Origin of the sequence: Kitasatospora acidiphila (assembly GCF_006636205.1) — a bacterium.
Lineage (GTDB): Bacteria > Actinomycetota > Actinomycetes > Streptomycetales > Streptomycetaceae > Kitasatospora > Kitasatospora acidiphila.
Genome location: NZ_VIGB01000003.1, coordinates 311,186 through 334,605, shown reverse-complemented (window position 1 = coordinate 334,605; position 23,420 = coordinate 311,186). Strand labels below are relative to the sequence as shown.

At 67.5% G+C, this 23,420-nt stretch carries 20 protein-coding genes and 1 pseudogene; 10 read left to right on the top strand and 11 right to left on the bottom strand.

Annotation, left to right across the window (positions count from 1 at the left end):
- Positions 1-8 precede the first annotated feature (8 nt).
- From E6W39_RS02630 to E6W39_RS40245, 6 genes are all read left to right on the top strand, one after another.
- Positions 9-623, top strand: a complete 615-nt coding sequence (locus tag E6W39_RS02630; RefSeq protein ID WP_141632067.1) for a 3'-5' exonuclease — start codon at positions 9-11, stop codon at positions 621-623.
- Complete coding sequence (locus E6W39_RS02625; RefSeq protein ID WP_141632066.1) at positions 617-1,225, top strand: AAA family ATPase; 609 nt, start codon at positions 617-619, stop codon at positions 1,223-1,225. Before E6W39_RS02630 ends, E6W39_RS02625 begins: the two co-directional genes overlap by 7 nt.
- Positions 1,222-1,962 carry an aldo/keto reductase gene (locus E6W39_RS02620; RefSeq protein ID WP_228717922.1) on the top strand — a complete coding sequence of 247 codons (741 nt, stop codon included), beginning with the start codon at positions 1,222-1,224 and terminating at the stop codon, positions 1,960-1,962. The genes E6W39_RS02625 and E6W39_RS02620 overlap by 4 nt, the downstream gene beginning before the upstream one ends.
- A 17-nt stretch (positions 1,963-1,979) precedes the next feature.
- The gene (locus tag E6W39_RS02615; RefSeq protein WP_141632065.1) at positions 1,980-2,297 is read left to right on the top strand and encodes an NUDIX hydrolase; all 318 of its coding nucleotides are present in this window, start codon (positions 1,980-1,982) and stop codon (positions 2,295-2,297) included.
- 194 nt (positions 2,298-2,491) lie between these two features.
- Complete coding sequence (locus E6W39_RS02610) at positions 2,492-3,031, top strand: NUDIX domain-containing protein (RefSeq protein WP_141632064.1); 540 nt, start codon at positions 2,492-2,494, stop codon at positions 3,029-3,031.
- Between the two features lie 26 nt (positions 3,032-3,057).
- Complete coding sequence (locus E6W39_RS40245) at positions 3,058-3,489, top strand: NRDE family protein (RefSeq protein WP_228718601.1); 432 nt, start codon at positions 3,058-3,060, stop codon at positions 3,487-3,489.
- 652 nt (positions 3,490-4,141) lie between these two features.
- Here E6W39_RS40245 and E6W39_RS02600 read toward each other — a convergent pair.
- The 4 genes from E6W39_RS02600 to E6W39_RS02585 form a co-directional block, all read right to left on the bottom strand.
- On the bottom strand, positions 4,142-5,434 hold the full coding sequence (locus E6W39_RS02600) for a GNAT family N-acetyltransferase (protein WP_141632063.1): 1,293 nt from the start codon (positions 5,432-5,434) through the stop codon (positions 4,142-4,144).
- 230 nt (positions 5,435-5,664) lie between these two features.
- Positions 5,665-6,381 carry a restriction endonuclease gene (locus tag E6W39_RS40865; protein WP_228717921.1) on the bottom strand — a complete coding sequence of 239 codons (717 nt, stop codon included), beginning with the start codon at positions 6,379-6,381 and terminating at the stop codon, positions 5,665-5,667.
- Between the two features lie 34 nt (positions 6,382-6,415).
- Positions 6,416-7,099, bottom strand: coding sequence for a restriction endonuclease (locus tag E6W39_RS02590; RefSeq protein WP_141632062.1), 684 nt, complete (start codon positions 7,097-7,099; stop codon positions 6,416-6,418).
- Positions 7,099-7,299 (bottom strand): hypothetical protein, encoded by a 201-nt coding sequence (locus tag E6W39_RS02585; protein ID WP_141632061.1) that lies wholly within the window; start codon positions 7,297-7,299, stop codon positions 7,099-7,101. The genes E6W39_RS02590 and E6W39_RS02585 overlap by 1 nt, the downstream gene beginning before the upstream one ends.
- A 392-nt stretch (positions 7,300-7,691) precedes the next feature.
- On the opposite strand from E6W39_RS02585, the gene E6W39_RS02580 reads away from it, so the two are divergent.
- Positions 7,692-8,444, top strand: a complete 753-nt coding sequence (locus tag E6W39_RS02580) for a hypothetical protein (RefSeq protein WP_141632060.1) — start codon at positions 7,692-7,694, stop codon at positions 8,442-8,444.
- A 73-nt stretch (positions 8,445-8,517) separates the two neighbouring features.
- On the opposite strand, the pseudogene E6W39_RS02575 reads toward E6W39_RS02580, so the two are convergent.
- The 5 genes and pseudogenes from E6W39_RS02575 to E6W39_RS02555 form a co-directional block, all read right to left on the bottom strand.
- Positions 8,518-8,658 (bottom strand): annotated as a pseudogene (locus tag E6W39_RS02575) (MbtH family NRPS accessory protein); the annotation flags it as partial.
- Positions 8,659-8,671: 13 nt separating this feature from the next.
- The gene (locus tag E6W39_RS43405; RefSeq protein ID WP_141632059.1) at positions 8,672-11,413 is read right to left on the bottom strand and encodes a DEAD/DEAH box helicase; all 2,742 of its coding nucleotides are present in this window, start codon (positions 11,411-11,413) and stop codon (positions 8,672-8,674) included.
- Positions 11,338-12,606, bottom strand: coding sequence for a hypothetical protein (locus E6W39_RS02565; protein ID WP_141632058.1), 1,269 nt, complete (start codon positions 12,604-12,606; stop codon positions 11,338-11,340). Before E6W39_RS02565 ends, E6W39_RS43405 begins: the two co-directional genes overlap by 76 nt.
- A 186-nt stretch (positions 12,607-12,792) precedes the next feature.
- Complete coding sequence (locus tag E6W39_RS02560; protein ID WP_141632057.1) at positions 12,793-13,407, bottom strand: hypothetical protein; 615 nt, start codon at positions 13,405-13,407, stop codon at positions 12,793-12,795.
- Positions 13,404-14,843: a DUF6545 domain-containing protein gene (locus E6W39_RS02555; protein WP_141632056.1), complete on the bottom strand. Its 1,440-nt coding sequence runs from the start codon at positions 14,841-14,843 to the stop codon at positions 13,404-13,406. The genes E6W39_RS02560 and E6W39_RS02555 overlap by 4 nt, the downstream gene beginning before the upstream one ends.
- A gap of 940 nt (positions 14,844-15,783) precedes the next feature.
- On the opposite strand from E6W39_RS02555, the gene E6W39_RS02550 reads away from it, so the two are divergent.
- From E6W39_RS02550 to E6W39_RS02540, 3 genes are read left to right on the top strand one after another with little or no spacing between them, the layout of a single operon-like run.
- A complete protein-coding gene (locus E6W39_RS02550) occupies positions 15,784-18,606 on the top strand; it encodes a type I restriction endonuclease subunit R (RefSeq protein WP_141632055.1) in 2,823 nt (940 codons plus the stop codon).
- Positions 18,603-20,081 carry a restriction endonuclease subunit S gene (locus E6W39_RS02545; RefSeq protein ID WP_141632054.1) on the top strand — a complete coding sequence of 493 codons (1,479 nt, stop codon included), beginning with the start codon at positions 18,603-18,605 and terminating at the stop codon, positions 20,079-20,081. Before E6W39_RS02550 ends, E6W39_RS02545 begins: the two co-directional genes overlap by 4 nt.
- On the top strand, positions 20,078-21,577 hold the full coding sequence (locus E6W39_RS02540; RefSeq protein WP_141632053.1) for a class I SAM-dependent DNA methyltransferase: 1,500 nt from the start codon (positions 20,078-20,080) through the stop codon (positions 21,575-21,577). Before E6W39_RS02545 ends, E6W39_RS02540 begins: the two co-directional genes overlap by 4 nt.
- A gap of 149 nt (positions 21,578-21,726) precedes the next feature.
- On the opposite strand, the gene E6W39_RS02535 is transcribed toward E6W39_RS02540, so the two are convergent.
- Complete coding sequence (locus E6W39_RS02535) at positions 21,727-21,915, bottom strand: hypothetical protein (RefSeq protein ID WP_141632052.1); 189 nt, start codon at positions 21,913-21,915, stop codon at positions 21,727-21,729.
- Positions 21,916-22,054: 139 nt separating this feature from the next.
- On the bottom strand, positions 22,055-23,308 hold the full coding sequence (locus E6W39_RS02530) for a nucleotidyl transferase AbiEii/AbiGii toxin family protein (RefSeq protein ID WP_181799058.1): 1,254 nt from the start codon (positions 23,306-23,308) through the stop codon (positions 22,055-22,057).
- Positions 23,309-23,420 lie beyond the last annotated feature (112 nt).

The window sequence follows — 23,420 nt, the reverse complement described above, 5'->3', positions numbered from 1 at the left end:
GAGCACCGATGGACTACGGCACCTGGCCCCGCCTCCTCGTCGTGGACGTGGAGGGCAACGGCGCACAGCCGCCGGACCTGGTCGAGATCGCGGCGATCCCCGTCGAGACGGGGAGCCCGGTGCCGGCGTCCGCCCGCTCCATCCTGCTGCGTCCGCCGCACCCGATCACGCCGTTCGCCACCCGGGTGCACCGCATCACCAACCAGGACGTGGCTACCGCCCCGACCTGGGAGCAGGTGGGGGATCGGGTGCACGCCGACTTGGAGGGCGCGTGGATCGCCGCGCACGCTGCCCATGTGGACTACGGCGTGCTGCTGCGGCACATGCCCACCTGGCAGCCGGCCGGGGTACTGGACACCCTGCGGCTGGCCCGGGCGACCTACCCGAAGGCCGGAAAGTACAGCCTCGACGCGCTGATCGAGCTGACCGGCATCGACCTGGCCGCCGTCCCCGGCCAGCGCCACCGCGCGGGCTTCGACGCCCACGCCACCGCGCTGCTTCTGCTCGACCTCGCCACGCACTACGACACCTGGGACGCGCTGGTCGCCGCCGCCGTCCCGCCCGGAATGCCCGGCGCCCCCCTGCCCGCTACACCCGACTCGGAGGAACAGACCCTGTGGTGACACCCCTTCGCCTCTACATCGCCGGAACGCACTCGTCCGGCAAGACCACCCTCGCCCGGCGCATCGAGATGGAACTGCGCGCCACCGGCATCACCGTGGCCCGCACCGGGGGCTTCGCCAAGCGGGCCGCCGACCTCGGCTTCCCGAAGATGACCCGGCACACTGCCCAGTCCACCGCCTGGATCATCAGCGCGACCTCGGCCGCCATCCTGGAGGCCGAACTCGCCGCTGACGTCGTGATCGTGGACCGCACCCAGTACGACGCCGTCGCCTACTACCTGGCCGCCCTCCAGCACCGCGGCGAGCACCCCGACTCCGAGGCGCTGTCGCGCCTGACCGGCCTGGCGCAGCTGACCTGCCCTCGCCCGACGGCGTTCCTCGCCACCGTCCTCGACCCGCAGCTCCCGTTGACCGTCCACCCGGGCAAGGACCCCGACTGGACCGACGCCGCGTTCCGCCAGGGCGTGGATGAGCAACTGCACCGGACGCTGAACGCGCACACCGTGGCGCATATCCCGGTGCCGGCCACCGGTCACGCCGCCGCCGTTGAAGCGGCGGTCGAGACGATCGTCACCGCCTGGGCGGCCGGGGTTGCCGCGTGAACACGATCACCATCGCGGGCAAGAAGGTCCCCCGCCTGGGCCTGGGCACCATGCGTCTGACCGGTCCCGGAACTTGGGGCTACCCGGCTGACCTGGTCGGCGTCGTAGGGCTGCTGCGCACGGCCGTTGATGGCTTCGGTGTCCTCCACATCGACACCGCCGATGCCTACGGCCCACACACCGTCGAAGACCTGATCCGCCGTGCGCTTCACCCCTATCCGGAGCAGCTGTTGCTCGCCACGAAGGTGGGCATGGTGAGGCCCGCACCGAACGTCTGGCGTCCGCTGGGCCGCCCCGAGTATCTGCGCGCCGCTGTCGAGGGGTCGCTCCGCCGCCTGAGGATCAAGCAGATCGACCTGTGCTACCTGCACCGCGTGGACCCGACGGTGCCGCTGGTCGACCAGGTCGGGGAACTGGAGCAGCTACGGCAGGAGGGGAAGATCGGATACGTCGGCCTGTCCAAGGTGACACCCGAGCAGATCCGCGAGGCCGGCGAGGTGGTGACGGTCGCTGCCGTGCAGAACTGCCTGAACATCGAGGAGCCCGACGACCCGGCGCTGGCGTACTGCCTGGCCAACAGCATCCCGTACGTGCCGTACCGGCCGCTGAACGCCGGGCAGGCGCTCGACCCGGCCGGGGCGCTACGGTGGCTGCTGGACCTTGGCCCGCAGGTCGCGCCGATCCCTGGTACCTCCGACCCCGCCCACCTGCGCGCGCTTTTCGCGCCGGCGACCTGAGTGGCGGGGGTACTGCGATGGCGCAGACCTGGATGCCCCGCGAGGAGTTCGTCCAGACACTGCCCCCGGCCCTGCACGGCTGCGGTGTGCTGCTGTTCGACCCCGAGGGGCGGCTGCTCCTCGTTCACGACTCCTACAACGCCGGCCGGGCCGCCAAGGGCTGGCCGCAGCGCTGGTGGGCAACGGGCGGGCTCCTCGAAAAGGGCGAGGCCCCCGTGGACGGGGCCCGGCGAGAACTCATGGAGGAGACCGGTCTCCAGCCGGCCGGGCCGCTGGTCCCGATCGGCGTGGAGTTCCTGCCGCCGGCCGAGGGCTGGCCGCCCGTCACCACCTAATTCTTCTGCGGCGGAGCCGTCACCCGCCAGGAGGCCGAGTCGGTCCAGCTGACCGCGGCCCACGACGACCACCGGTTCCATCACCTCTCCAACTGGGAAAGCAAGGTGTCGCCCACGATGCACGCCCGGCTGAACGCCCTGGTCGCCGCCCACGCCACCGGCAGCCAGGTCATCCTGCACTGCGGCAGGCCGATGTGACCTGGCAACAGCACGCCCGCGCGACGGTCCTCACCGCCCCGCGCCTGGCCATTCACCTCGACCAGGTCACCCAGCCCGACGGGCAGCGCGGCGAGGTGTGGGTCACCGAACAGCCCGACGGTGCTTTGACCGTCCCGGTGGACGACCGCGGACGGGTCGGCATGGTCCGTTCCGTCACCTACGTGCACGGCGAGGTCGTCACCCCGCCGGGTGGTCAAATCGAGCCCGGCGAGAGCCCCATGGAGGCCGGGCAACGCGAACTCATCGAAGAGGCCGGGATCACCGCCCGGGACTGGACGGCGCTGGGCAGCGTCGCCCTGATGACCCGCAACACAGCCCGCCTGCACTTCTTCCTGGCGCGCGGCCTCGCCCTCGGCGAGCAGCAGCTGACCGCCTCGGAGACCGGCATGACCCTGGAATGGTGGGACCTGCCGGAAGCGGTTGAAGCCGCATACGACGGCCGACTGACCCTGTCCGGCGCGTCGTTGGGAATCCTCATGGCGGCCCGCCACCTTGAGACCAGCCGACAGCTGTAGGAGGCCACGGTACGGCGTTCGTCAGCATCGACCCGGACTCGCCGGTGCCGGTCCTCCTGCTCGCCGTCCGGGACGAGTACACCGACCGCCAGTGGCTGCCGCCTGGCCGTCACTGGCCGTTCCAGCCCAACGTCACCGGCGGCCTGGACCTGGAGGCGGGCGGAACCTGGCTCGCCGTCAACCCGGGTGGTGAGCCGGGGCCCGGGCCGATGGCGGCCTGCCTGCTCAACGGCTTCGGCCCGAGCGTTCCCCGGCAGCGGCGGTTGTCCCGGGGTGAGCTCCCGCTGATCGCCGCCAGCGGCCGGAGGATCGACAAGCTGGGGTGCTACGACCCGTTCCACCTGATCCTGGCCCGCCCCAGCGGGGCACGGGTGATCAGCTGGGACGGCAGCACCCTGGAAGATCAGGAGCTGCCAGCAGGTCGAGTGTCGTGCTCAACGACGGCTTGGACGGGCTGACGACCAGCAGCACCTGTCCGCCCCACATCAGCGCGACGATGACCGCCCGCGCCGCACACTTCCGTGCGCGGCTGCAAGCCGTTGCCCGCCCCGAGCCAGCAGCCGGCCCGCCGGAAGAAGCGTGGGGTCAGTGGCTGCCGATCGCGCGTGGCGACGGCTTGCCACCCGATGACTCGGCAGCCCTGATACGCCGTCTTGAGCCACCGGGCGGACGCGTCTGGGGCTCAGTCTCGCTCTCTATGGTCGCCCTCGCCCCCGGGCGGGTTCGCTACGACTTCGGTGCGGTGACTGGGGGTTCCTCGCCTCGGATCGCTGTGGAGCCAGTGCTCATCGCCGTCGACAGACCCAACGTGATCACGAGTCGAGCAACTCGGGTCCGGTCGTGGTCCTGTTCGCCCGCCCCCGAGAACGGTGAGGGTCGCGCGGGCTGACCGTGACTCCGTGACGTAGGAGGTGTGCCTCCCCGGTGGCCAGCGTCTCGGTCGTTAGACAGGTGTCTGCGACGCAGGGAGCACATCGGCAGGGTCCAGCCCGGCCTCCTCCGTCAGCTCGCGCAGTGCGGCGGCAGGAGATCGGCGTCGGTGGGCCCACTTTGCATGTGAGGCCGAGTCGGCGGGCGCGGCCGTGCTCCGGCCCGCCGGAGGACTCTCCTTCAGCTGACCCAGACGCCGCCGGGGGACAGGCGAAGGGCGAGCAGCCGGCCGTCGTCGCTGACAGGGCTCGACCACGAAACGTCCTCGACCTCACACCCGGAGTCCTTTGCGAGGGCTTGGACGAGGATCTTGCCGACGCCGTGGCGGCGGTAGGTCTCGGCCGTCCAGATCATGTCGATGCGCGGTCGAACGGCGTCGTTGCGTTCGCCGTACTTCGACCGCTCGCCCAGGTCCCACCACCTGTGACGGTCGGTGTCGTGCGCGGCGAGGTAGCCGACGACGTGGTCGTCCACGCGCAGCAGGTACGCCCGGAACCGCTCCGGGGTCTCCTCCGGCTCGCCGACGTGTGACCATGAGTTGAAGTCGTAGTTACTCTCCCGCCGCGGCAACTGTCCCATGCGCTCCGCCAGCCGCCTCCAGGCGATCGGCGACTGCGAGGTCACCACGACCAGGTCGTCGCCCCAAACGGCGTTCTTCGGCACTCGGATGCCGAACGCCCACTCCGAGTGACGCTCGCGATGGACGTCATCGTGTTCCACGTTGGCTCGGGAGAAGCCGCAAGGGCACTTGTCGGTCTCCGGTAGCGTGACCGACAGGAACGTCACTGGTAGTGCACCTCGGCTGAGGTCCTGATCCCTTCCGCCGACCCAGGGGCGCCACGGCGTGTCGTCCGGGTCGACGTGGTCACTCCATCGGTCGACCCACCCGGGGTGCCGCTCCGGGTGGCGCTCGCGGATCGTCTTCTCATACGGATCCAGCGTGGGGCGCACCCACACGCTTCCGGCCTCGGCGCGGCCGTTGAGGCGTAGGCCGCGTCGGCCAGCCTGGGCCCGCAGGAAGCGTAGGAACAGAGCGGGCAGCGGGAGGAAATCGGTGCCGCGAAGCAACTGCCGCTCGCCGGGGGCGAGCCAGTTGTCGATGGGCAGCGCCAACTGCTCGGCGAGGTCGTGCAGCGCGGTGTAGTCGTGGTCGATTTCGGCGGCGCGCAGTGCTTCGCGAGCGGGTTGGACGTGAGTGAAGGGCGTGTACAGGGTGACGCCGCGTGCGCCATGGCCCGACAAGAAACCGCCCGTGTAGCCGTCGTACCAGATCCGGTCGCACCCGCTGTCGTTGAAGCGCTGCACGGCCTCGAGAAAGGCTTCGGGAAGCTGGGACTCTTCGTTGCGGGCGTTCAGGGTATCGACGTAGCCGTCGCGGTCGAGTACGACCGAGGCGTACCAGCGCGAGGGTCGGACACTGATCGTCCGCCCCCGCCAGGTGCGGTCGGTGTCAAGGTACATCTTGTCGATCAAGAGCTTCAGTCTCGTTTTCTGCCATGGCTGCCCTGCCGACCGGCGCGGGCATCGGTGCGGGTTGGTGGATGCGTGATCCCCCATCATGGCGTCTGCGCCACCATGCTGTTGGCCCACACGATCGGTTAGCAGCCGGACTTGGCACGGCGTGGCGTGTTCGGGCCGGTCGGCTTGAACACTTCTTCACGGAGGCACCCGTGCGGCCTTCCTGGTGCCCGGGTCTGCCGGGATCAGGCTGCTGTGAGGTCGTCGCTGATGATGTCGTGCAGGTCCTTGCCGTGAGCCCAATCCTGCAGAGCGTCCTGGTCGACCAACGTGATGTTGTGGCGGGCGGCGAACTTCTGGGCCGGGACGGTGAAGCCGTTGAGCCCGACCATGATGGGAACGTCGGCGCCGTGCTCGGGCCGTGCGGTGCCGTTGAAGCGTTGGACTTCCTCGTTTCCGACCGGCTTCTTGTACCGCTTGCACTGCACGACGATCTTGCGACCGTAGGAGTCCCAGGCGATGACGTCGGCCCCGAGGTCGCCGGCGCCGCCGGACCGGCGCACCGGGTGGAAGCCATCCCGGACCAGCAGATCGGCGCACGCCTGCTCGAACCCGGTCGGGGTCATAGCCGCCAGCTGGTGCATCCGGAAGGTGATGACCTCGGGCTCCTCCTCGAGGTCTTCGTCATCGTCGAAGTACACGTACCCGCTCGTGCCAGACCGGCCCCTGAGGGTGGCGACGGCGATCGCGGCGATCGGCAGGCCGATGAGGGCCGACCACACCGGGTGGCTGGCGATCCACCCCCACAGATCCGAGGTGAGCCACTGCCACACGCCTGCGCTGAGCCAGTGCCAGACGGTCGTGGAAAGCCAGCGCCACAGCATCTTGAGGGCCACCCAGCCGACCAGGCAGCCCAGTGCGAGCTTCCAGATCCAGTCCCACGTTGCGTCGTCACCCACCATGCTTCCCCTTCTGTGTGTGGACTGTGAACGGGTGTCAGGCTGCCGAGCGGCGAAGCTGGCGCTTCGGGGTGGCGGCGGGCAGCCGCAGCAGGTCGTGCAGGGCGATGCCGTGCTCGGCCCAGGCCCGCAGCCGGTCGCGGTCGACCCAGTGGACGTGGTGCTTGTTTCCCCAGGCGGCGGCGTCGCGGGTGAACGCGCCATTGGTCACCACGACGGCTATGTTGGCGCCGTGCGCGGGGCCGGCGGTGCCCTTGACCTGGTACATCACCTGGGAGCCGACCTTGGCACGGACTTTGGTGTGCTTGGCCTGCAGGACGATCCGGCCGAGGTCGGGGTGCTGGCCAATGACATCGGCGGCTTGGTCGCCCTGCTGCCCGACCTTGCGTGCCTTCCAGCCGTCGCGCACCAGCAGGTCCCGTAGCGCGAACTCGAAGTCCTGGTCACCCATGGCGTCGATCTGGGCGAGGGTGAGCCGCATCATGGCCAGTCGCTCTGTGCGGAGTCGGGCGGCCCGCCTGCTGCGCGCCCAGACCGCCGCGCCGATGGCGGCGCACGCCACGGCGAGGGCGACGAGTACGGGCCAGTGGCGGGCGGCGGCCTCAAATGCCGCCTTGGCGGCCTCGAACAGCCAGGAGAGCACGGCGGCGGCGAAGACCGCGGCGGCGATGTACTCGGTGGTTCCGTGCGGCTTGCGCAGCCGTGACCGCCTCCTGGCCATCAGTGGGCTGCCGGGGCGGACGCCGACGGGGTCGGCTTGGCGGGCGCGGCCGTGCTGCTGTCACCGAAGCCGATGAAGTGCCCCCACAGCCAGACGAGTCCGACGATGCCGACGATCGCCCAGCCGCTCGTCTTCTTGGCGCTGGGTCGCGGGTTGCGGCGCCAGTGGGCGCGGACGCGGTGGTATCCCTCAGGCGCCAAGGCTGTTCCCTCCCGGTTCGGTGACCCGCCCCGTGCGGTTCACCTTCGGGAATTGGTGTAGCAGTGACTACGGACAGATTCTGACTGATCATCAACAATGATCATCGATGGGGCTGTTAACCGGCCACTGCCGAGCCTGTCGGGCTCCAGGCCGAGGCGGCGCGCGTAGGCTGCGGCGATGTCGTCCGCGCCACATCGGGCCAGCGACTGCCCCTGGGCATTCGGGTCTTCGCAGATGGCGCGTTATGGGCGGCGCACGCCCGCGCACGACAGCCGCGCTTGTCGCCGGTGTCGGCACAGGAGATCCCGGATTCCCGCGCGCACGGTGGTGACCGCCGTACGATCGAGCCTGCCCGAGTGGGCACCGTCCGATGGGACCGGGGAGGGGATCGATGGGGCTGGTGGGCTGGATCCTGGTGGCCGTGCTGGTGCTCGGCGGCGCGGTGGCCTGGTTGATGAAGCGCTATCCCGGGGGATTGCGGTACGCCTTCAGCACGGAGTACGCCGAGGATCGGCACGAACTGGACGTGGCCCGCAGCAGGCTTCACGAAGCGGAGCGCGCGGCAGGCCGGGAGCGAGACAGGGCGCACTCTGCGGTCAAAGCGGCCGAGCGTGCTCATCGGGACCGGGTCAACCAGGCACGGGATCGCCTGGCCCGGCTCCAAGACCCGGACCGAGGCATCCTGCGGTCGTCGCTGGGCGACAGTTTTCGGCTGTACGAGCACGCGCTGGAGGTGACGGTGGACGGCCGCACCGCGGAGTACCCGCTGCACGACATCGCCATCCGCGACGAGTACTCGGGCAAGGCCGGTCACGTCTATGTGACGCTCCCGACCGGCCGCCAGAAGATGGTGATCGTCCCCCTTGAGGAGACACCCGAAGCCGAGGCGCGAGGGTTCGTTGTGGCGGTGTACAACGCCGTAGCCAACGCCAAGGCGTCCAAGGCCGAACGCCAGGCACTCGTGCCACAGGCCGAGGCCGAGCTGCGCGACGTGATCGCCGATACCGCCGGACAGGAGCAGGCCCAGAGTCGACTCGCCGACCTGCTGGACCGTCAGAAGTCGGATGTGCGCATTCCGCAAGCCCGCCATGAGTGGAACGCGGCGTGCGAGCGGTGGCAGCAGCTCACCGGCCACCGGCCGTGAGCGGGCTCCGGAACGTCAGGCACCGCGGGTTCGGGCGGTACTCCGGGTCCACAGAGGTCGTGCGAGCTCCGGATCAGCAGTGGGCCATCGCGGCGATCACGCAGGTCGGTCGCATGTCGGTCCAGTCGGCGTCGACGTGGTTCAGGCAGGCCTGGCGGTCGGCGGGGCCATGGGCGATGGACCAGCGCTCCGGGACGTCGGCGAAGACGAGCCAGAGCGCATGGTGGTCAACGGGCGTCGGTCGGCCGTGGGGCTCGTCCTTGCGGGCCGGGCTTCGCCTGTGGCCAGGTGTCCCGGTCGCCGATGTGGTCGAACACGGGGAACTGGTCGGCCAGGGTGTCGAAGTGGAGCTCCTGTGACCAGAGGGCGCGTTCGCCGATGACGTAGAGGCGGCGCTTGGCGCGGCTGGCGGCGACGTTGAGCAGGTTCGGGGTCCGGGCGGCCCAGGTTCGGGATCCCTGGAGGTTGCCGCCGAGGACCAGGATCACCACGTCGGCCTCCTTGCCCTGGGCCTTGTGGACGGTAGCGCAGCGCTCGTCGAGGTCTTCACTGCTCCAGCCACGCGCTCGGCAGATTTTCTTGCACTCGGTGACGAGGGCGCGGAACGGGGCGATGATGCGTAGGCGGTCGATGCCGACACCGACTTGGTCCAGCGAGTCGAGGACGTAGGTGAAAGCGTGGCGGTCGCGATCGCCCCAGGGCGCCTCGGCCGGGCGGGTGGAGTCGTCGGTGTTGAGCCAGCGGCTGGGCATCAGGCCGTCGGGGTCGCGGTTGGGGAAGGGCTGCTCGTGGGTGCCGTAGACCATCAGTCCGCCGTAGGCGACCTTGTTGCTGACGGTGAACATCGGTTCCTGGCAGCGGCGGTGGACTCGCAGCGGTGAGCCGACCCAGACGTATTCGCCGTCGCCGCGGGGCGCGGGGAGGTAGGTGCCGAAGCGGTTGACCCGATCGGCGACGGCCTGGGCGGAGGTGGCGCCCGGTAGCCACTCCTCGTCGACCTGGTAGGCGAGCAGCAGGCGGCGCTGAAGGGCAGCGGGCATGGTGACGACCGGTTCGAGTTGGAGTGGGTCGCCGACCAGGACAGCGCGGCGGGCCCGCCAGAGTGCACCGACGGCGGCCTGCGGGGTCGCCTGTCCGGCCTCGTCGACGAGCACCCAGCCCAGCGAGCCCTGGCCGAGTCGGGCGAACATGCTGCCGATCGAGGAGAAGGTGGTGGACACCACCGGAACCAGTAGGAAGAGGGTCTGCCAGGCCTGCAGCACCTGCTCGTCAGGGATCGGGCCATTGGTGCCGGCCATCAGCTCCATCAGCACCTGGAGGTTGCCGCGCACCTTCTTCGCCGTGTTGGCGACCAGGGCGCGGTGCAGGTCCAGGGCGCGGAGGAACAGCTCGCTGCGGGCAGCGGACCAGGCCTCGTCGGACCAGGGAGAGCTGAGCTCCTGGTCTCCGTCGCGGAGGTCGAGCCAACCGAGCGGCAGTGAGGGAAGGTAGGTGGCCGCGTTGGCCACCAGGGTCTGGGAGAGCCTGAGTTGCTCCTCGGCCGCGTCAAGCCTCGTTCGAGCGGCCGAGCGTTCGCGGGCGGCGGCCGCCACAGCATGGTTCTCGGTATCGATCCTGGAGCGGGCCTTCTCTTGGCCCACTGAGGCGGTGCGGACCGCGGCAGCGGCTTCGGTCAGCTCGGCGAGTCGTCGGGCGTGCCGGTCCTCGGCGAGTGCCTGGGCGCCGACTGCTTCGGCCACCTTGGTGACGGCCGCGTCCAGCGCAGCGCGCTGCTGGGCCAGCAGCATCACGTTCTCCGCCAAGGTGCGCTCGCGCTGTGCCTCGGCGGCCTGCTGCTTGGCGGCCGTCTGCAGCAGCCGGCGCAGCCCGCCCTTCGAACTACTTGCCGCCAAGGACTCCTGGCGCTCCATCAAAGCATCGACCTGCGTCTGGTGGTGACCGGCGAGCTCGCGCGCGCCCACCAACTGGGCGTGGGCCACGGCCAGTTCCTCGCGAGCCACCGCAAGGTGCTCCCCGGCCAGTCGTTCGGCCGTCTGGGCGGCAGCGGTTGTCCGCACTGCCGCCGCGTCAGCTGCTTGGGCGTCGCGTAGCCGGGCTCTCGCCGCCGTGACCCGTTCGCTGGCCTGCTGTGCTGCGGTGCGCAAGGCCCGGTTCCGCTGCTCCTGCTGTGGCGAGTCCGCTTCCGCCAGCATGGCGGCCAGCTTCAAGCGTTTGGCCCGCAGACGCTCGACTTCCTTGTGGGCGGTGCGGAATGCGGCGACTGCCTCCTGCCAGGGCGGTGGCTGCTGGGCCGGTGGGGTCCAGGTCTTGCCGAAGCCGCGCGGAGACCAGTCGCTCAGGATGGCCCGCATGCCGCGCAACTCGGGAAGGCCGGCCTCCTCGCGGGCCGCCGACTCCTCATTGGGCAGTCGACCCCACCAGAAGCGGTTGCCGAACTGCTTGCGGTTCTCCTTGTTGCCGAGCACCGCCGCGACCAGGCCCCACGCCGGGGCGCCCTTGAGCAGCGCGGAGGCGAGGTCGGCGAAGTGGTCGGTGCCGGCGCGCCAGGGTTCGGCCAGCGCGTCGAGGCCGGGCAGTTCGGCCGTGATGTTCTCCACCGCCCCGTTGTTGGAGGAGGTGACCACGATCTCCAAGCCGGCCAGCCGCGGGTCGAGTGCCGCGACGTAGCGCTTGTTGAACCCCTGACGGTCCCGGCCCTCCCACGCGCGGCCGGTGAACGCCTGTGAGGGCCGCTCGAACTCGGCCATCACCATGGCGCGTTCGACCACCAGGGCTGCCACCAGGTCGCGCAGCATGGTGGTCTTCCCCGTCCCGGGCGGCCCGTTCACGGCGAACAGGCCGCCGGCCGGGTCCGCGCGCTCGGCCAGCATCCGGTTCACCGCGAACTGCTGGCTCAGCGCCAGCGGATGCTCGGCCTTGGACGGCCATCGGCCGGAGGGCACCAGGGCCGGAGCGACGCCGCCGAGCACCTCGGCGCGCTCCTGCCGCAGGTCGATCCCCGGCCGTGGTCGATGACATGACGGGACATCAGATAGGAATCGAGGGCTGGGCCGAGGCCGTCTTCGAGCGCCCCGCACACCCGGGACAGATCCGGAGGCAGCAGGCTGTTGAGGAACGGCTGTGCGGCGGTGTTCGGCTCCTTTGGGTCCCTGGGCCGGTGGACCAGCATGCTCTTCACCCGGATGGTCGACGGGGCGAGCCGGCCCTCGACACCGCACAGGTGGGCGACCTGCGCGGTCAGGGCCACCAGGTCGGCGAAGGTGACGGGGCGGGGCTCGGTGTCCAGAGGCTCCTCAGGTTCCTCGACGGGAGTGGCGCCGGCAGCCTGGGGCGCCATGGGGGCACCGTCGGCTGCGTCTTCGGCGCCGGCCTCCTTCGGGAGCCGGGCTTCGGCCCACTCGGCCGCACGGCGCAGCAGGGGCTCGGCAGCACCCTTGACGGTGGCGGCGGCAACTTCCCCGAACAGCGCCCCGACCGCCCCGACGGCGGCACCGCCCAGGATCTCGGCCAGCAGCTTCTGCCAACCGCCCGCCGTCGAGGCACCGGCGGCGGAGGTCGACGGGCCGCCAGCACGCCAGAGGTCCAAGGGGCTCGAGCGGCCGGTGTACGGGATGTTCGTGGAGGTCAGGTCATCGACGGCTGCGCCGAATGCCGCGTTCAGCGCGTCGAAGCCCTGCAGCCAGTTCGCAGCATCCGGACCGGGGTCGAACAGGCGGCCGGTCGCCCACCCGCACGCGGAGACCACCGACGTGTCATCGATCAGCAGCCCGTCCTCGTCCAGGACCAGGGCGAACATCGCGCTTTCGCCCGACAGCTTCAGCTCGTCCTGCGGGACACCCGGATCCGGGTTCGTATCCGGCGGCAGCACGGCAATCATGGCCTGGCGCATGTCTTCCAGCTTGAAGACCCCGCCGTAGACCTCGTGCCGCCACATCATCCCGCTCGGGGCCCGGCCGACCCCGGCGGTGTGGTCGCCGACCGCCCACGGCAGCGGGGGCGTTGGGCTGCCGGGCGTTGGTGCCAGATCACGGACCAGGCCGTCGACGCCGCTGGCGTTCTTGCCGCTCACCCGTGGGATTGACGGAGGGCTGAACAGCTCGACGGCACGCCAGTACTCCAGCAGGTCGGCCAGCCGCTGCCGCTGCGCGCTTCCGGGCTGCACCAGGTTGCCCCCGTGTCTGATGTGCGGCGTCGGGGCCGCTTCGTGTGCCGATCAGATGCCGGACGAATCTACCGGACCTTTGGAGGCACTGGCTGTCAGATCAGTTGTCCGCAGTTGCCGCTTGTCCTCGGCAGCCGATTTCGAATCCGACTCCACGCTGGCTTCGTTGAGACGCGGTGAACTTGCTCAGCGCAGAAGGACGAACGTCAGTGCTGCTGTGCTGCCCAGGGCCGTGCCAGCGAGGATCTGGGCGATGGTGTGGGCCTTGAGGACGATGCGCGACCAGCCGATGGCGGCGGCGCCGAGGATGGCGGGGAGCATCACCGGGCCGAAGGCGAGCAGGAGGATCATGGCGGTGCCGCCTGCGACGGAGTTGTGGATGGAGATCTGCCATCCGGTGGTGACGAGCAGGGAGGACACGAGCCCGACGAGCATCGCGACCACCAGGGCGGAGACCTCGGCCGGGGCGCCGAGGGCGTAGAGCAGGGTGATCCCGGTGGCGACGGAGATCATGCTCAGGGCCATGGGGATTATTCGCTGTCGTCGCACCCGGATGTGCTTGTCGGTGAGTCCTCCGCGCTTCACGCCGAGCAAGATGATGCTGATCGGGATGACGCCGCAGAACAACGCCCCCAGCACACCCCAGCCCAGCCCGGTCCAGGAGTGGGTGCTGTGCCAGCCGAGGAGGAGTAGGGCGATCACCAGGTTGGCCGGCGCGAGGACGTCCGTGATGATCTTCGCAGCCTTCTGCCTTGGAGTGCAGTCGGAGAAGGCGGGCGGCGCGGGCGGTGCGAACGTCATGAGGTGGCTCCGGAGACGGCGATGTTCAGTCGCTCCAGGTGGGCCTGGGCGAATTCGGTGGCGAGGTCGGAGAAGTAGGCGTCGGACAGCTTGAGCAGCAGGTCTGCTTCTGTTGCGAGGTCGGCGCCGGCCTGGGCTGGGGCCTCAGGGCTTCCGGCGCGGGCAACTCCCGCGGTGTGGGCTTCCCGTACGGCGCGCAGCCAGCAGGCCTCGGCTGCCGTTGTGGCAGTCGGGCCCGTGAGTCCGGCGTCGTCGACGAAGTCGGCCGCGGCCAGGCGGACCGAGATCGGGGCGTCGCCGTTCAGGATGAGGATGGCGTCGCGGATTTCGATGGTCCGTCGGTACAGGCGGTCACGGACGCCGCGCGGGTCGAGAACATCGCGGAGCGAATGCTGGGCGCGGCCGTACCGGATCTGGGGTGCGGCTTCGCTCAGGTGCTCCCAGAGGGGGTGAAGCCTGATGAGGAAGTGGTGGTACCGAACGGTCGCTCGGGCCTTCGGATAGGTCGGCCGGGTGCTCCCGACGGAGATCAGCAGGAGCGGTACCAGGGCCAGAAGGGCGTTCAGCACGCTGTCCACCCCAGCCGGGATCGGGTGGATGGCGAACTTCGCCTCCACCTCGACGTCTCCGGACCTGGTCAGAGCCTCGCACAGCTCCTCGTAGAGAGCACGCAGCGGCGCCGGCGGCTCAGCCAGGACCGTCTCCGCCGAGTTCGACGCCTCCGCCGGAGATCCGCCAGCGCGCTCGATAGCCGATGCGGCGGTGCCCGGAGCCGACTCCACCAGGAGCAGACTCAGCAGGCCGCCCTCGAAGACCCGGTACCGCACCAGGTCGATGCGCTGACCCATGAGGTGGATCGCGGTCCGGTCGTGCCGGAAGAAGTCGGCGGCGATGCAGACCACCCGAGGGTTGTTGCGCCAGTCGATGCTCTCGGCCGCCTCGGCGCCAAGCTTCTCCCGCACGAGAGCCTGGAACTCGTGGCGGCTGCTCTTGAGCCAGGACAGGTACGAGACCGCCTGCGTTACCACCCCGTGGTCGCTGCCCTTCTTGTACTCGAGGATCACCGGGGTGCCGTTCTCGTCGAGCCCGAGCGAGCCGATCCGCCCCCGGTGCCACGGCCCGGTCGGGTACTCCGAGGCGACGAAGCGGATGCCGAGCATCGCCTCCATGCTCGCCTCGACCCTTCGCTGCAGCTCTACCTCCAGCGCCACCGTTGAGCCGTGCAGCTCGATGTCGCTGCCGTTGGCGCCGGTGCGAAACAACTTCAGATCTGTCACCCGGATCCGCTCTGCGATCAGTACAGGACGACCAATCGGGAAAGAGCAGGTTGTATTCCGGATGAAACTCCCCGCCCGCCCTACAGCCGCACCGAACCGCAGGTGTGCCCAGTGGCGGCGCCTGCTCGGCGCGGGGACGTGCGACTGGTCCGGAAGCACTCATGGTCTCTCTGCACCCTGCCTCTCGGAGGAATCCGGGAGGCAGGTGGTCGGCAGGGCATCTCTCGCATCACACCCGACGGCGGATGTAGCCTGCGGCGAGCACAGCCACAGTCACTTCGCCGATCAGGAACATGACCTGGGGGCCGTATACCCGCGAATCGCCCCGCAGGCCAACGTGGCCATCACCACCTCCGGCAGCTCAGGCTGCAGGACCCGTCCGGTAAGCCGCAGCAGGCGGGCCCGGAGCACGGGGACGGTTGCTGGGCGGTCTTCGCCCCCTTCGGGACCTTGAGCAATAGTCATCACAGGTACCTCCTTGACTTGCGCTTGTGGGTACTAACCCGCCGGCCCTAGTGCGGTGCCGTAGGAAGTGCGCGCGAGGGACGGTGGGATTGCCGCAGGAGCAGATACGAGCTGGCGGGACATGCTCGTCTGATGTCTGCTGGTCAATAACCTTGCCCGTCGACCTGCGGACGTCACCGAAGATAGAGGAGCTGATGCATCGTCAATGCCGCGCAGACCTCTCTTGGGTCTGACTTCGGCCACGCGGCCAAATCCCGTGCGATGGCCTTACGGGCACACGCATAGCAGGCAAAAGCTGTATATCGCCTCGCAATCCGTGCAAGGCCTGGTCGGCTGAGCGCGGGGCATCCAGGCCGATCAAGCGTTGGGCCGGTGGCGTGTCCGTGCGAGATCTGTCTGGTTTCCGCCCTCGGCTCGGCCATCCGCCGACCTATGACGGCCGCAGGGACCGGACCGTTGATCGAGGACCTGCCGTGTGCGACGGTCACCGACCACGTACTCGGCCTTGGAGCGGGCCTCGCCCTTCAGCTCGATGAGGAGCCATCCCGCAGTCGGCTGTCAGTCAAGACCGGTAGCGTAGGCACATTGTGATTCGCGTGGCGCCGTAGGTAGGACGAGGACACGGAGGGGACAGATGTCCGACGAGGTGGGGGCGGCGGAGTACCTGACACCGGAAGAGCGAGCGCGTCTGGAGATCGACAAGCAGCTGCGTGCCTGCGGGTGGGAGGTGCAAGATCACAAGGCCATCAACTTGTCGGCTGGGTTGGGTGTCGCTGTGCGCGAGTTCCCCCTGAAGAAGGGGTACGGCCGTGCGGACTACCTGCTCTATGTCGATCGGAAGGTCGTTGGTGTACTAGAGGCGAAGAGGGAGGGGCAGACGCTGACCGGCGTGGAGCCGCAGTCCGGGCGCTACGCCGATGGTCTGCCTGACTCTGTGCCAGCGGTCCGCAGGCCGTTACCGTTTGTCTACGAGTCCACAGGCATTGAGACACGGTTTACCTCTCTCCTCGACCCGAAGCCGCGGTCCCGAGAGGTGCATACCTTCCATCGCCCTGAGCACCTCCTTGAACTTCTGCGTCAGAACGAGCTGTTCACCCGAGGGGAGGGCCCTGGGACCTTCCGGCGCGGGCTGGGGTCGATGCCTCCTGTGAATCCCAAGGGCCTGCGCCTGGCGCAGTATGAGGCGATCGGCCAGATCGAGGAGTCCCTCGCTCAAGACAAGCCGCGAGCCCTCGTCCAGATGGCCACCGGCTCAGGAAAGACGTACGCTGCAGCGTCACTGTCCTACCGGCTGCTGAAGTTCGGCGGAGCGAAGCGGATCTTGTTCCTGGTCGACAGAGGCAACCTTGGTCGTCAGACTCTGAGCGAGTTCGAGGCGTTCGCTACCCCTGACACCGGACGGCTCTTCACTGAGCTGTACAACGTGCAGCACCTCACCACGAACACGGTCAACCCGGCGAGCAACGTGGTCATCACCACCATCCAGCGACTGCACTCCATGTTGCGCGACGAACCCGAACTCGATCCGAAGGTCGAGGAGAGCTCGCTGGAGGAGGAAGCACCGCGGCAGGTAGCCGAGTTCGGATACAACGCTGCTCTCCCGATCGAGGCATTTGACGTCGTGATCGTTGACGAATGCCACCGCTCGATCTATGGCGTTTGGCGGCAGGCCCTCGACTACTTCGACGCGCATCTTATCGGTCTCACGGCCACACCGAGCAAGCAAACCTATGGGTTCTTCAAGCAGAACCTCGTCTTCTCCTACACCCATGAACGTGCTGTCAAGGACCGCGTGAACGTCGACTTCGACGTCTATCGAATCCGCACCAGGATTGGCGAGAACGGTTCAACGGTGGAGGCCGATGGTGAGACTGTTGTAACCTTCAAAGATCGGCTGACGGGGCGCACTCGGCAGGCTGTACTCGAGGACGACCTCATCTATAGCGCCTCTGCGCTAGACCGCTCCGTGGTGGCCCCAGACCAACTCCGGACTGTGATCCGCACATTTCGAGAGCGATTGTTCACCGAGATTTTCCCGGGCCGCACCGAAGTGCCGAAGACACTTATCTTCGCTAAGGACGACGGCCATGCAGATCGCATCGTGCAGATGTTGCGGGAAGAGTTCAACGAAGAGAATCGATTCGCAGTAAAGATCACATACAAGACCACAGGCGCGAAGCCTGAGGAGCTGTTGAGCGATTTCCGCACGTCATATTGGCCGCGCATCGCCGTGACTGTGGACATGATTGCCACTGGTACTGACATCAAGCCCCTGGAATGCGTCTTCTTTCTGCGTGAAGTGAAGAGCCGCAATTTCTTTGAACAGATGAAGGGTCGGGGTGTGCGCGTCATCAATGACGTGGATTTCCAGCAAGTGACCCCGGATGCTCGCACCAAGACTCACTTCGTCATCGTGGACGCAGTCGGCGTGACCACCACGGCGCTCAACGAAACCGCGCCGCTGGACAAGACGCCCAAGTCGGTGGGCCTCGACAAGCTCTTGCAGCGCGTCGCGGAAGGGGCGGCCACACCCGACCTCGCCTCCACCATCGGGTCGCGCCTGACACGACTGGCCAAGACGCTCTCTGCACCGGAACTCGCTGAGGTTGCTGAGTCAGCCGGCATCAGCCTGTCAACTCTTGCTGGCGCCCTGGTGGCTTCTGTGGACCCCGATGCCGCCTTGGATGCGGCTTCGAAGGCGCGGGCCGCGGCCGGCCAGGACGGAGAACCCAGCGAAGCCGAAGTTATAGCTGCTCGCCAGGCGCGGGTCGAGGAAGCGCTGCAGCCGTTGATGGCCAACCCCGAACTTCGCACGGTCCTCGCTCGCAAGCGCAATACCGAGCGCACCATAGACGAGGTCAGCCAAGACGAACTTCTTGAGGCTGGTCCAGTGACAGACCCGAGTGTACGAGCACAACAGACGGCACAGGACTTCCGCGCGTTCCTTGACACCAACCGCCACGAGATAGAGGCGATCCAAGCCCTCTACGAAGTTCCCTACAAGCGGCGTGTCACCTTCTCGGACATCCGCAAGCTCGCGACGGAGATCGCGAGGCCCCCGCACCAATGGACTCCGAAGCAGCTGTGGGAGGCTTACGAGCAGCTCGACCGCAGTAAGGTTCGCGGCTCCGGTGGGGAGGCGCGGACCGATCTCGTGAGCCTCATCCGCTATGCCCTCGCGCAGGAGAACGAACTGGTCCCCTACCGTTCCACCGTCGATGAGCGACTCGCGGGGTGGCTTCTGACCCAGCAGCAGGCCGGCCGCACCTTCACCAAGGTGCAGCTGGAGTGGCTCCACCGGATCGCTGACATCATTGCGGCCTCGCTGGAGGTTACTCTCGACGATCTCGACGAAGGTGAGTCCGCGCTTCACGGCGGTCTCGGAAAGGCATACGGCGTGTTCGGCAACCAGCTTCAACCGCTCCTTGAGGAGCTCAACCAGGTTCTCGTGGCATGACCAATGAACAGCTTCCGGCCGGGTGGGCCTGGGCGACAGTTGCGGAAGTAGGGCGTCTACAGCTGGGGCGCCAGCGAGCACCTCGCTATCACGCCGGACCGAATATGCGCCCCTATCTGCGAGTTGCTAACGTTTTCGAAGACCGGATCGACACGCGCGACGTCATGTCGATGAATTTCGACCCTGAAGAGTTCGAGGCGTATCAACTTCAGCCTGGTGACGTCCTTCTCAACGAGGGCCAGTCACCGGAGCTGCTGGGCCGCCCAGCGATCTACCGCGGTGAGCCTGCAGACGCCTGTTTCACCAACAGTCTGATCCGATTCCAGGCACACGCTGGCGTTCTGCCAGAATGGGCCCTGACTGTCTTCCGGGCATACATGCACAACGGGCGGTTCCGCCGCGAGTCGCGGATCACGACGAACATTGCTCACCTCTCCATGACCCGGCTGAAGCATGTCGAGTTCCCGGTGCCTCCTCTTGCCGAGCAACAGCGCATCAGCGACGCCCTGGACGAGGCGTGGGAGTACCTTGCCCGAGCCCGTCAGTCTGCTGAGCGGTCGCTCCGACTGGCCGAGGCGCTCCGGGAAGGACTGATCCAGTCTGCTGTTGTTGGGTCAGTTAGACTGCAAGGCTCATCCTCCGCGCACGATATCCTGGAGGAAGCCGGCATCTTCCCAATCGCAGCCCCACCTGCCGATCTGCCAGAACTTCCTCCATCGTGGTGCTGGGTGCGACTTGGTGATTTGGCCGACGTTAGCGGAGGCGTGACTAAGGACACTAAGAAGCAGGGCGCCGAGGGCATGATAGAGGTGCCCTACCTCCGGGTTGCCAACGTGCAACGCGGCCATTTGCAACTCGATCACGTTGCCACAATCCGCGTCACGCCTGAGAAGCTGAAAGCTCTGCGTCTCGAGCGGGGCGATGTGCTGATGAACGAAGGTGGAGACCGCGACAAGCTCGGCCGGGGTTGGGTTTGGGACGGGCAGATCGATGATTGCATCCATCAGAACCATGTGTTTCGAGCTCGGCTGAAGCCGGGCGTGCTGGAGCCGAAGCTCCTCTCCTGGTTTGGCAACACCTGGGGCCGGTCGTGGTTCGAGCTTCGCGGCAAGCAGACGACGAACCTGGCGTCGCTTAGCCTGCGGACACTGAAGGAACTCCCAGTCCCTGTACCGCCGCTCGATGTTCAAACTGGACTGACCGAGTACATCTCCGAGACTACTGCGCACGCGGACAGGATCATCGACAGTGCCAGGCAGCTGCTGAGGAAGCTGGATGGGGCGAAGAAGTCCCTGCTGCAGGCAGCAGTGACCGGTCGAGTCGTGCCACAGAATCCGAGCGACGAGTCGGCAGATGAGCTTCTTGCAAGGCTGCGTGCCGAATCGACGACCAACGCCGCTACGAGGCCCCGCACTCGGGCAGTGAAGAAGCGCAACGTGACTGCGAAAGAAGCAAGCAATAAGGAGCTGGCGTGAACAGCCCGCGAGATCTGGTAAATAAGCTCTGGGCTTTCTGTCATGTGCTGCGTGATGACGGCGTCTCCACACTCGACTACGTTCAGCAGCTGACCCTCCTGCTATTCCTCAAGATGAGTGACGAGCAGACGCGCGCACCCTGGAATCGACCCTCGCCCGTTCCAGACAGCATGGACTGGCAGAGCCTCCTCGCTCGTACGGGCGAGGACCTCGAGAACCACTACAGCCACATCCTGCGCGAACTGGCTACCCAGGACGGCATGCTTGGCCAGATCTTCCGGAAGTCGCAGAACAAGATCCAGAACTCTGCGCGACTCACGCACCTGATCCATACGCTGATCAACCAAGAGAACTGGTCGAGCCTGGACGTTGACGTCAAGGGTGACGCCTACGAGGGTCTCCTGGACAGAGGCGTTGCTGATGGCGGTGCTGGAGCGGGGCAGTACTTCACCCCGCGCGCTCTGATCCGAGCCATCGTCGACGTGATGCAGCCCGGTCCGGACGACACCGTGGTTGACCCGTCTGCTGGTACCGGCGGATTCCTGCTCGCCGCGCACGAGTACGTCGTGACTAAGCATCAGCTCGATCCAGACCAGCGCAAGCATGCTCGCGACGGCCTCGTTACGGGCTTCGAGCTGGTCGACGACACGGTGCGTCTGGCAGCAATGAACATGTTGCTGCATGGGATTGGCTCCCCGACTGCGCCCAGCCCTATCCGCACGGGCGATAGCCTCAAGAAGGATCCTGGCGAGCGCTGGTCCATGGTCCTGGCCAATCCGCCCTTCGGCCGCAAATCCACCAACCTCGTCATCAATGACGAAGGGGATACGGAGCGCGAGCGCTATACAACCGCGCGCACTGACTTCTGGGCCGAGACAAGCAACAAGCAGCTCAACTTCCTCCAGCACATCCATACGATCCTGGAAAACAACGGCAGCGCCGCCGTCGTCCTTCCCGACAACGTGCTGTTCGAGGGTGGGGCAGGAGAGAAGATCCGGCAGAAGCTGCTCGACACCTGCGACCTGCATACGATTCTCCGACTCCCCACCGGGATCTTCTACGCCGGCGGCGTCAAGGCGAACGTACTCTTCTTCGACAAGAAGCCAGGTGCCAAACGCCCCTGGACACGCGAGACCTGGGTCTACGACTTTCGCACCGGTGAGCGCTTCACGATGAAGACCCGACAGCTCGCCCGGGAGCACCTCCAGCCGTTTGTTGATGCATACTGCCCAGGTGCGCGACACCAGCGCGTGGAGAGTGAACGATTCAAGCCCTTCACTTACGACGAGCTGATCGCGCGAGACAAGGTCAACCTCGATATCTCATGGCTTGCGGACGACAGCTTGGAGGACCCCTCAAAGCTGCCGGACCCGCAAACCCTCATCGCCGATATCACCGCTGAGCTCCAGGTCCTGCTAGGCCAGGTCGCGGGACTTGCAGGCGTTCTCGAGCAGGCACAGGAATCTGTTTCAGGCGCTGTGGTCGATCCGGAGTGAGCAGTACCCGAGGTGGGCCTGAGCGGGTGTGCGGTGCCGCCTCCAACGCTGGCTCCCCAGGGGACGTGCTTTCAGACCCCCGGCCCGCCAACGAACTCCAAGATCACGGCCGCGAGCTCGGTCCCCAGCACTGAGCTCGCGGCCGTGCCTCACGGGTGGGCGAGCCCGATCATGGTGGCCAGGACGTCCGCGTGGCGTAGCGAGGTCAGGGCGTCCGCGATCTCGTTCGCCTCGTCCTGATCGCCACAATGGGCCCAGTCCCGGAGCATGGATCTGGCCTCGACGAAGGTGGCTCGCCGACTGCGGACCAGTTCAGCGCGTGTGTTCAAGCCGAACACGTCGAGGGTGTGCTTGCCCTTCGGAGTGAGCCCTTCGCACTCACCTGACTTGGCTAGTGCTGTGACCACATAGGTTCGCCGGGTTGGGCGGTCCGGCGGTTGGATGTGTCGTGACGGGTCTGCTTGGTACGGGCGGAGCTCAGCGTCGTCGGGGGCGGCGGGTTGCGGTGCGGGTGTGTGTCCGATGCCTGGGGCCCTGGCTGAAGGTGGGGCGTTCGCTGAGCTCGCCAGCTTTGGCGAGTTCGATCTCGTACCTCGGCTCGAAGGGTTCGTCGGTGATGGCCAGGTCGTCGATGCGGTAGTTGAACAGCGACTTGATGCCGGGACCGCTGCTCCCACCGGTGCGGTCCCAGACGTAGAGGTACTCCTGGCCGATGCCGTCGCTGCGGCGCTTGAACCGTAGGGCGTACGGCTCGACCAGGCGGGTGCTCCCTGCGTAGGTCAGGCGTAGGAGCTTGCGCCGGGCGCCGGCATCCATGATGGGTGTGCGCAGGCGGGCGGGGAAGAACGCCAGCTGACCCTGTTCGCCGAGACGGAAGTCGGCGAACAGCTGCCGCAGCTCGTCCTTCCAGCGGGTGACGGTGTCGGTGAAGTCCTGTCGGGTCTCGCGGCTGCAGACGATGCTGTCGTCCCACTGGCTCTGCATGCCCTCGAAGGGGATCGCCGCCAGCAGGTTCAGGGCCGCGGCGGGGCTGGGGGAGAAGATGGTCTTCCTGAGGAACGTGGAGACTACGCTGTTCCGGTCGATCGGAATCTCGTCGTTGAACAAGATGGAGTGGGACAGGTCGAACAGGTCGCGGATGGACTGGCGCTGCAAGAGGCACTTGAGCTTGTCGGCCAGGACTTCGTCCAGGTGCATGACCGTCAGATCGGCAGTGCAGTCCGCGCGGTCGCTGTAGGGGTGGATGAGCCTGCGGGACTGCGGCGACAGGTGCAGGCGGGTCAGCTCGGTGACGTCCATGTGCAGGCTCACTGGCAAAGTCTCGGTGTGGCCGTAGAAGTCGGTGAAGGACATTCCGAAGGTGTAGACGGTCTGCGCCCCCTTGATGCGCTCCCGGCCGATCTGCGCGGTGTGGTCCAGGTGGAACTGCACACCGGTCCTGGCCTGCGCCATCCTGCCGATGTCGTTGAGCGCGTCAAGGAAGACCGCCGGATTGACGCGCTCGGTGATGGCGAAGTCCAGGTCCTCGGAGAACCTCGTGGCGCCGAAGTAGCCCTTGCGCAGGGCATTGCCGCCCTTGAGGACCAGTTCCCGGCCGAGCGGGCTCTCGCCGTAGAGCCCGGCGAGGACCCAGCCGGCGACGTAATCCTGCTGCACGTGGGACGGGTCGACACCGAGCTCGGCGCTCTTCGCGTCGATCTCCTCGCGGCTGATCACGGAGTGCTGCTCCACGGTGTGCGGCTGATGTGGGTCTCGCAGGCGGCGTGGTCCTCGGCCGCTGCGCGGCACCGCTCAGGTTACCGGTGGGGCCGGGCTCCGCTTGCGGCAGAGGTGAACCGGGGAG

Coding starts and splice junctions, on each gene's coding strand:
- E6W39_RS02630 (WP_141632067.1), top strand. CDS start 9: ATGGACTACGGCACCTGGCCCCGCCTCCTCGTCGTGGACGTGGAGGGC.
- E6W39_RS02545 (WP_141632054.1), top strand. CDS start 18,603: ATGACCAATGAACAGCTTCCGGCCGGGTGGGCCTGGGCGACAGTTGCG.
- E6W39_RS02590 (WP_141632062.1), bottom strand. CDS start 7,099: ATGGCCAGGAGGCGGTCACGGCTGCGCAAGCCGCACGGAACCACCGAG.
- E6W39_RS40865 (WP_228717921.1), bottom strand. CDS start 6,381: ATGGTGGGTGACGACGCAACGTGGGACTGGATCTGGAAGCTCGCACTG.
- E6W39_RS02550 (WP_141632055.1), top strand. CDS start 15,784: ATGTCCGACGAGGTGGGGGCGGCGGAGTACCTGACACCGGAAGAGCGA.
- E6W39_RS02615 (WP_141632065.1), top strand. CDS start 1,980: ATGGCGCAGACCTGGATGCCCCGCGAGGAGTTCGTCCAGACACTGCCC.
- E6W39_RS02560 (WP_141632057.1), bottom strand. CDS start 13,407: ATGACGTTCGCACCGCCCGCGCCGCCCGCCTTCTCCGACTGCACTCCA.
- E6W39_RS02580 (WP_141632060.1), top strand. CDS start 7,692: ATGGGGCTGGTGGGCTGGATCCTGGTGGCCGTGCTGGTGCTCGGCGGC.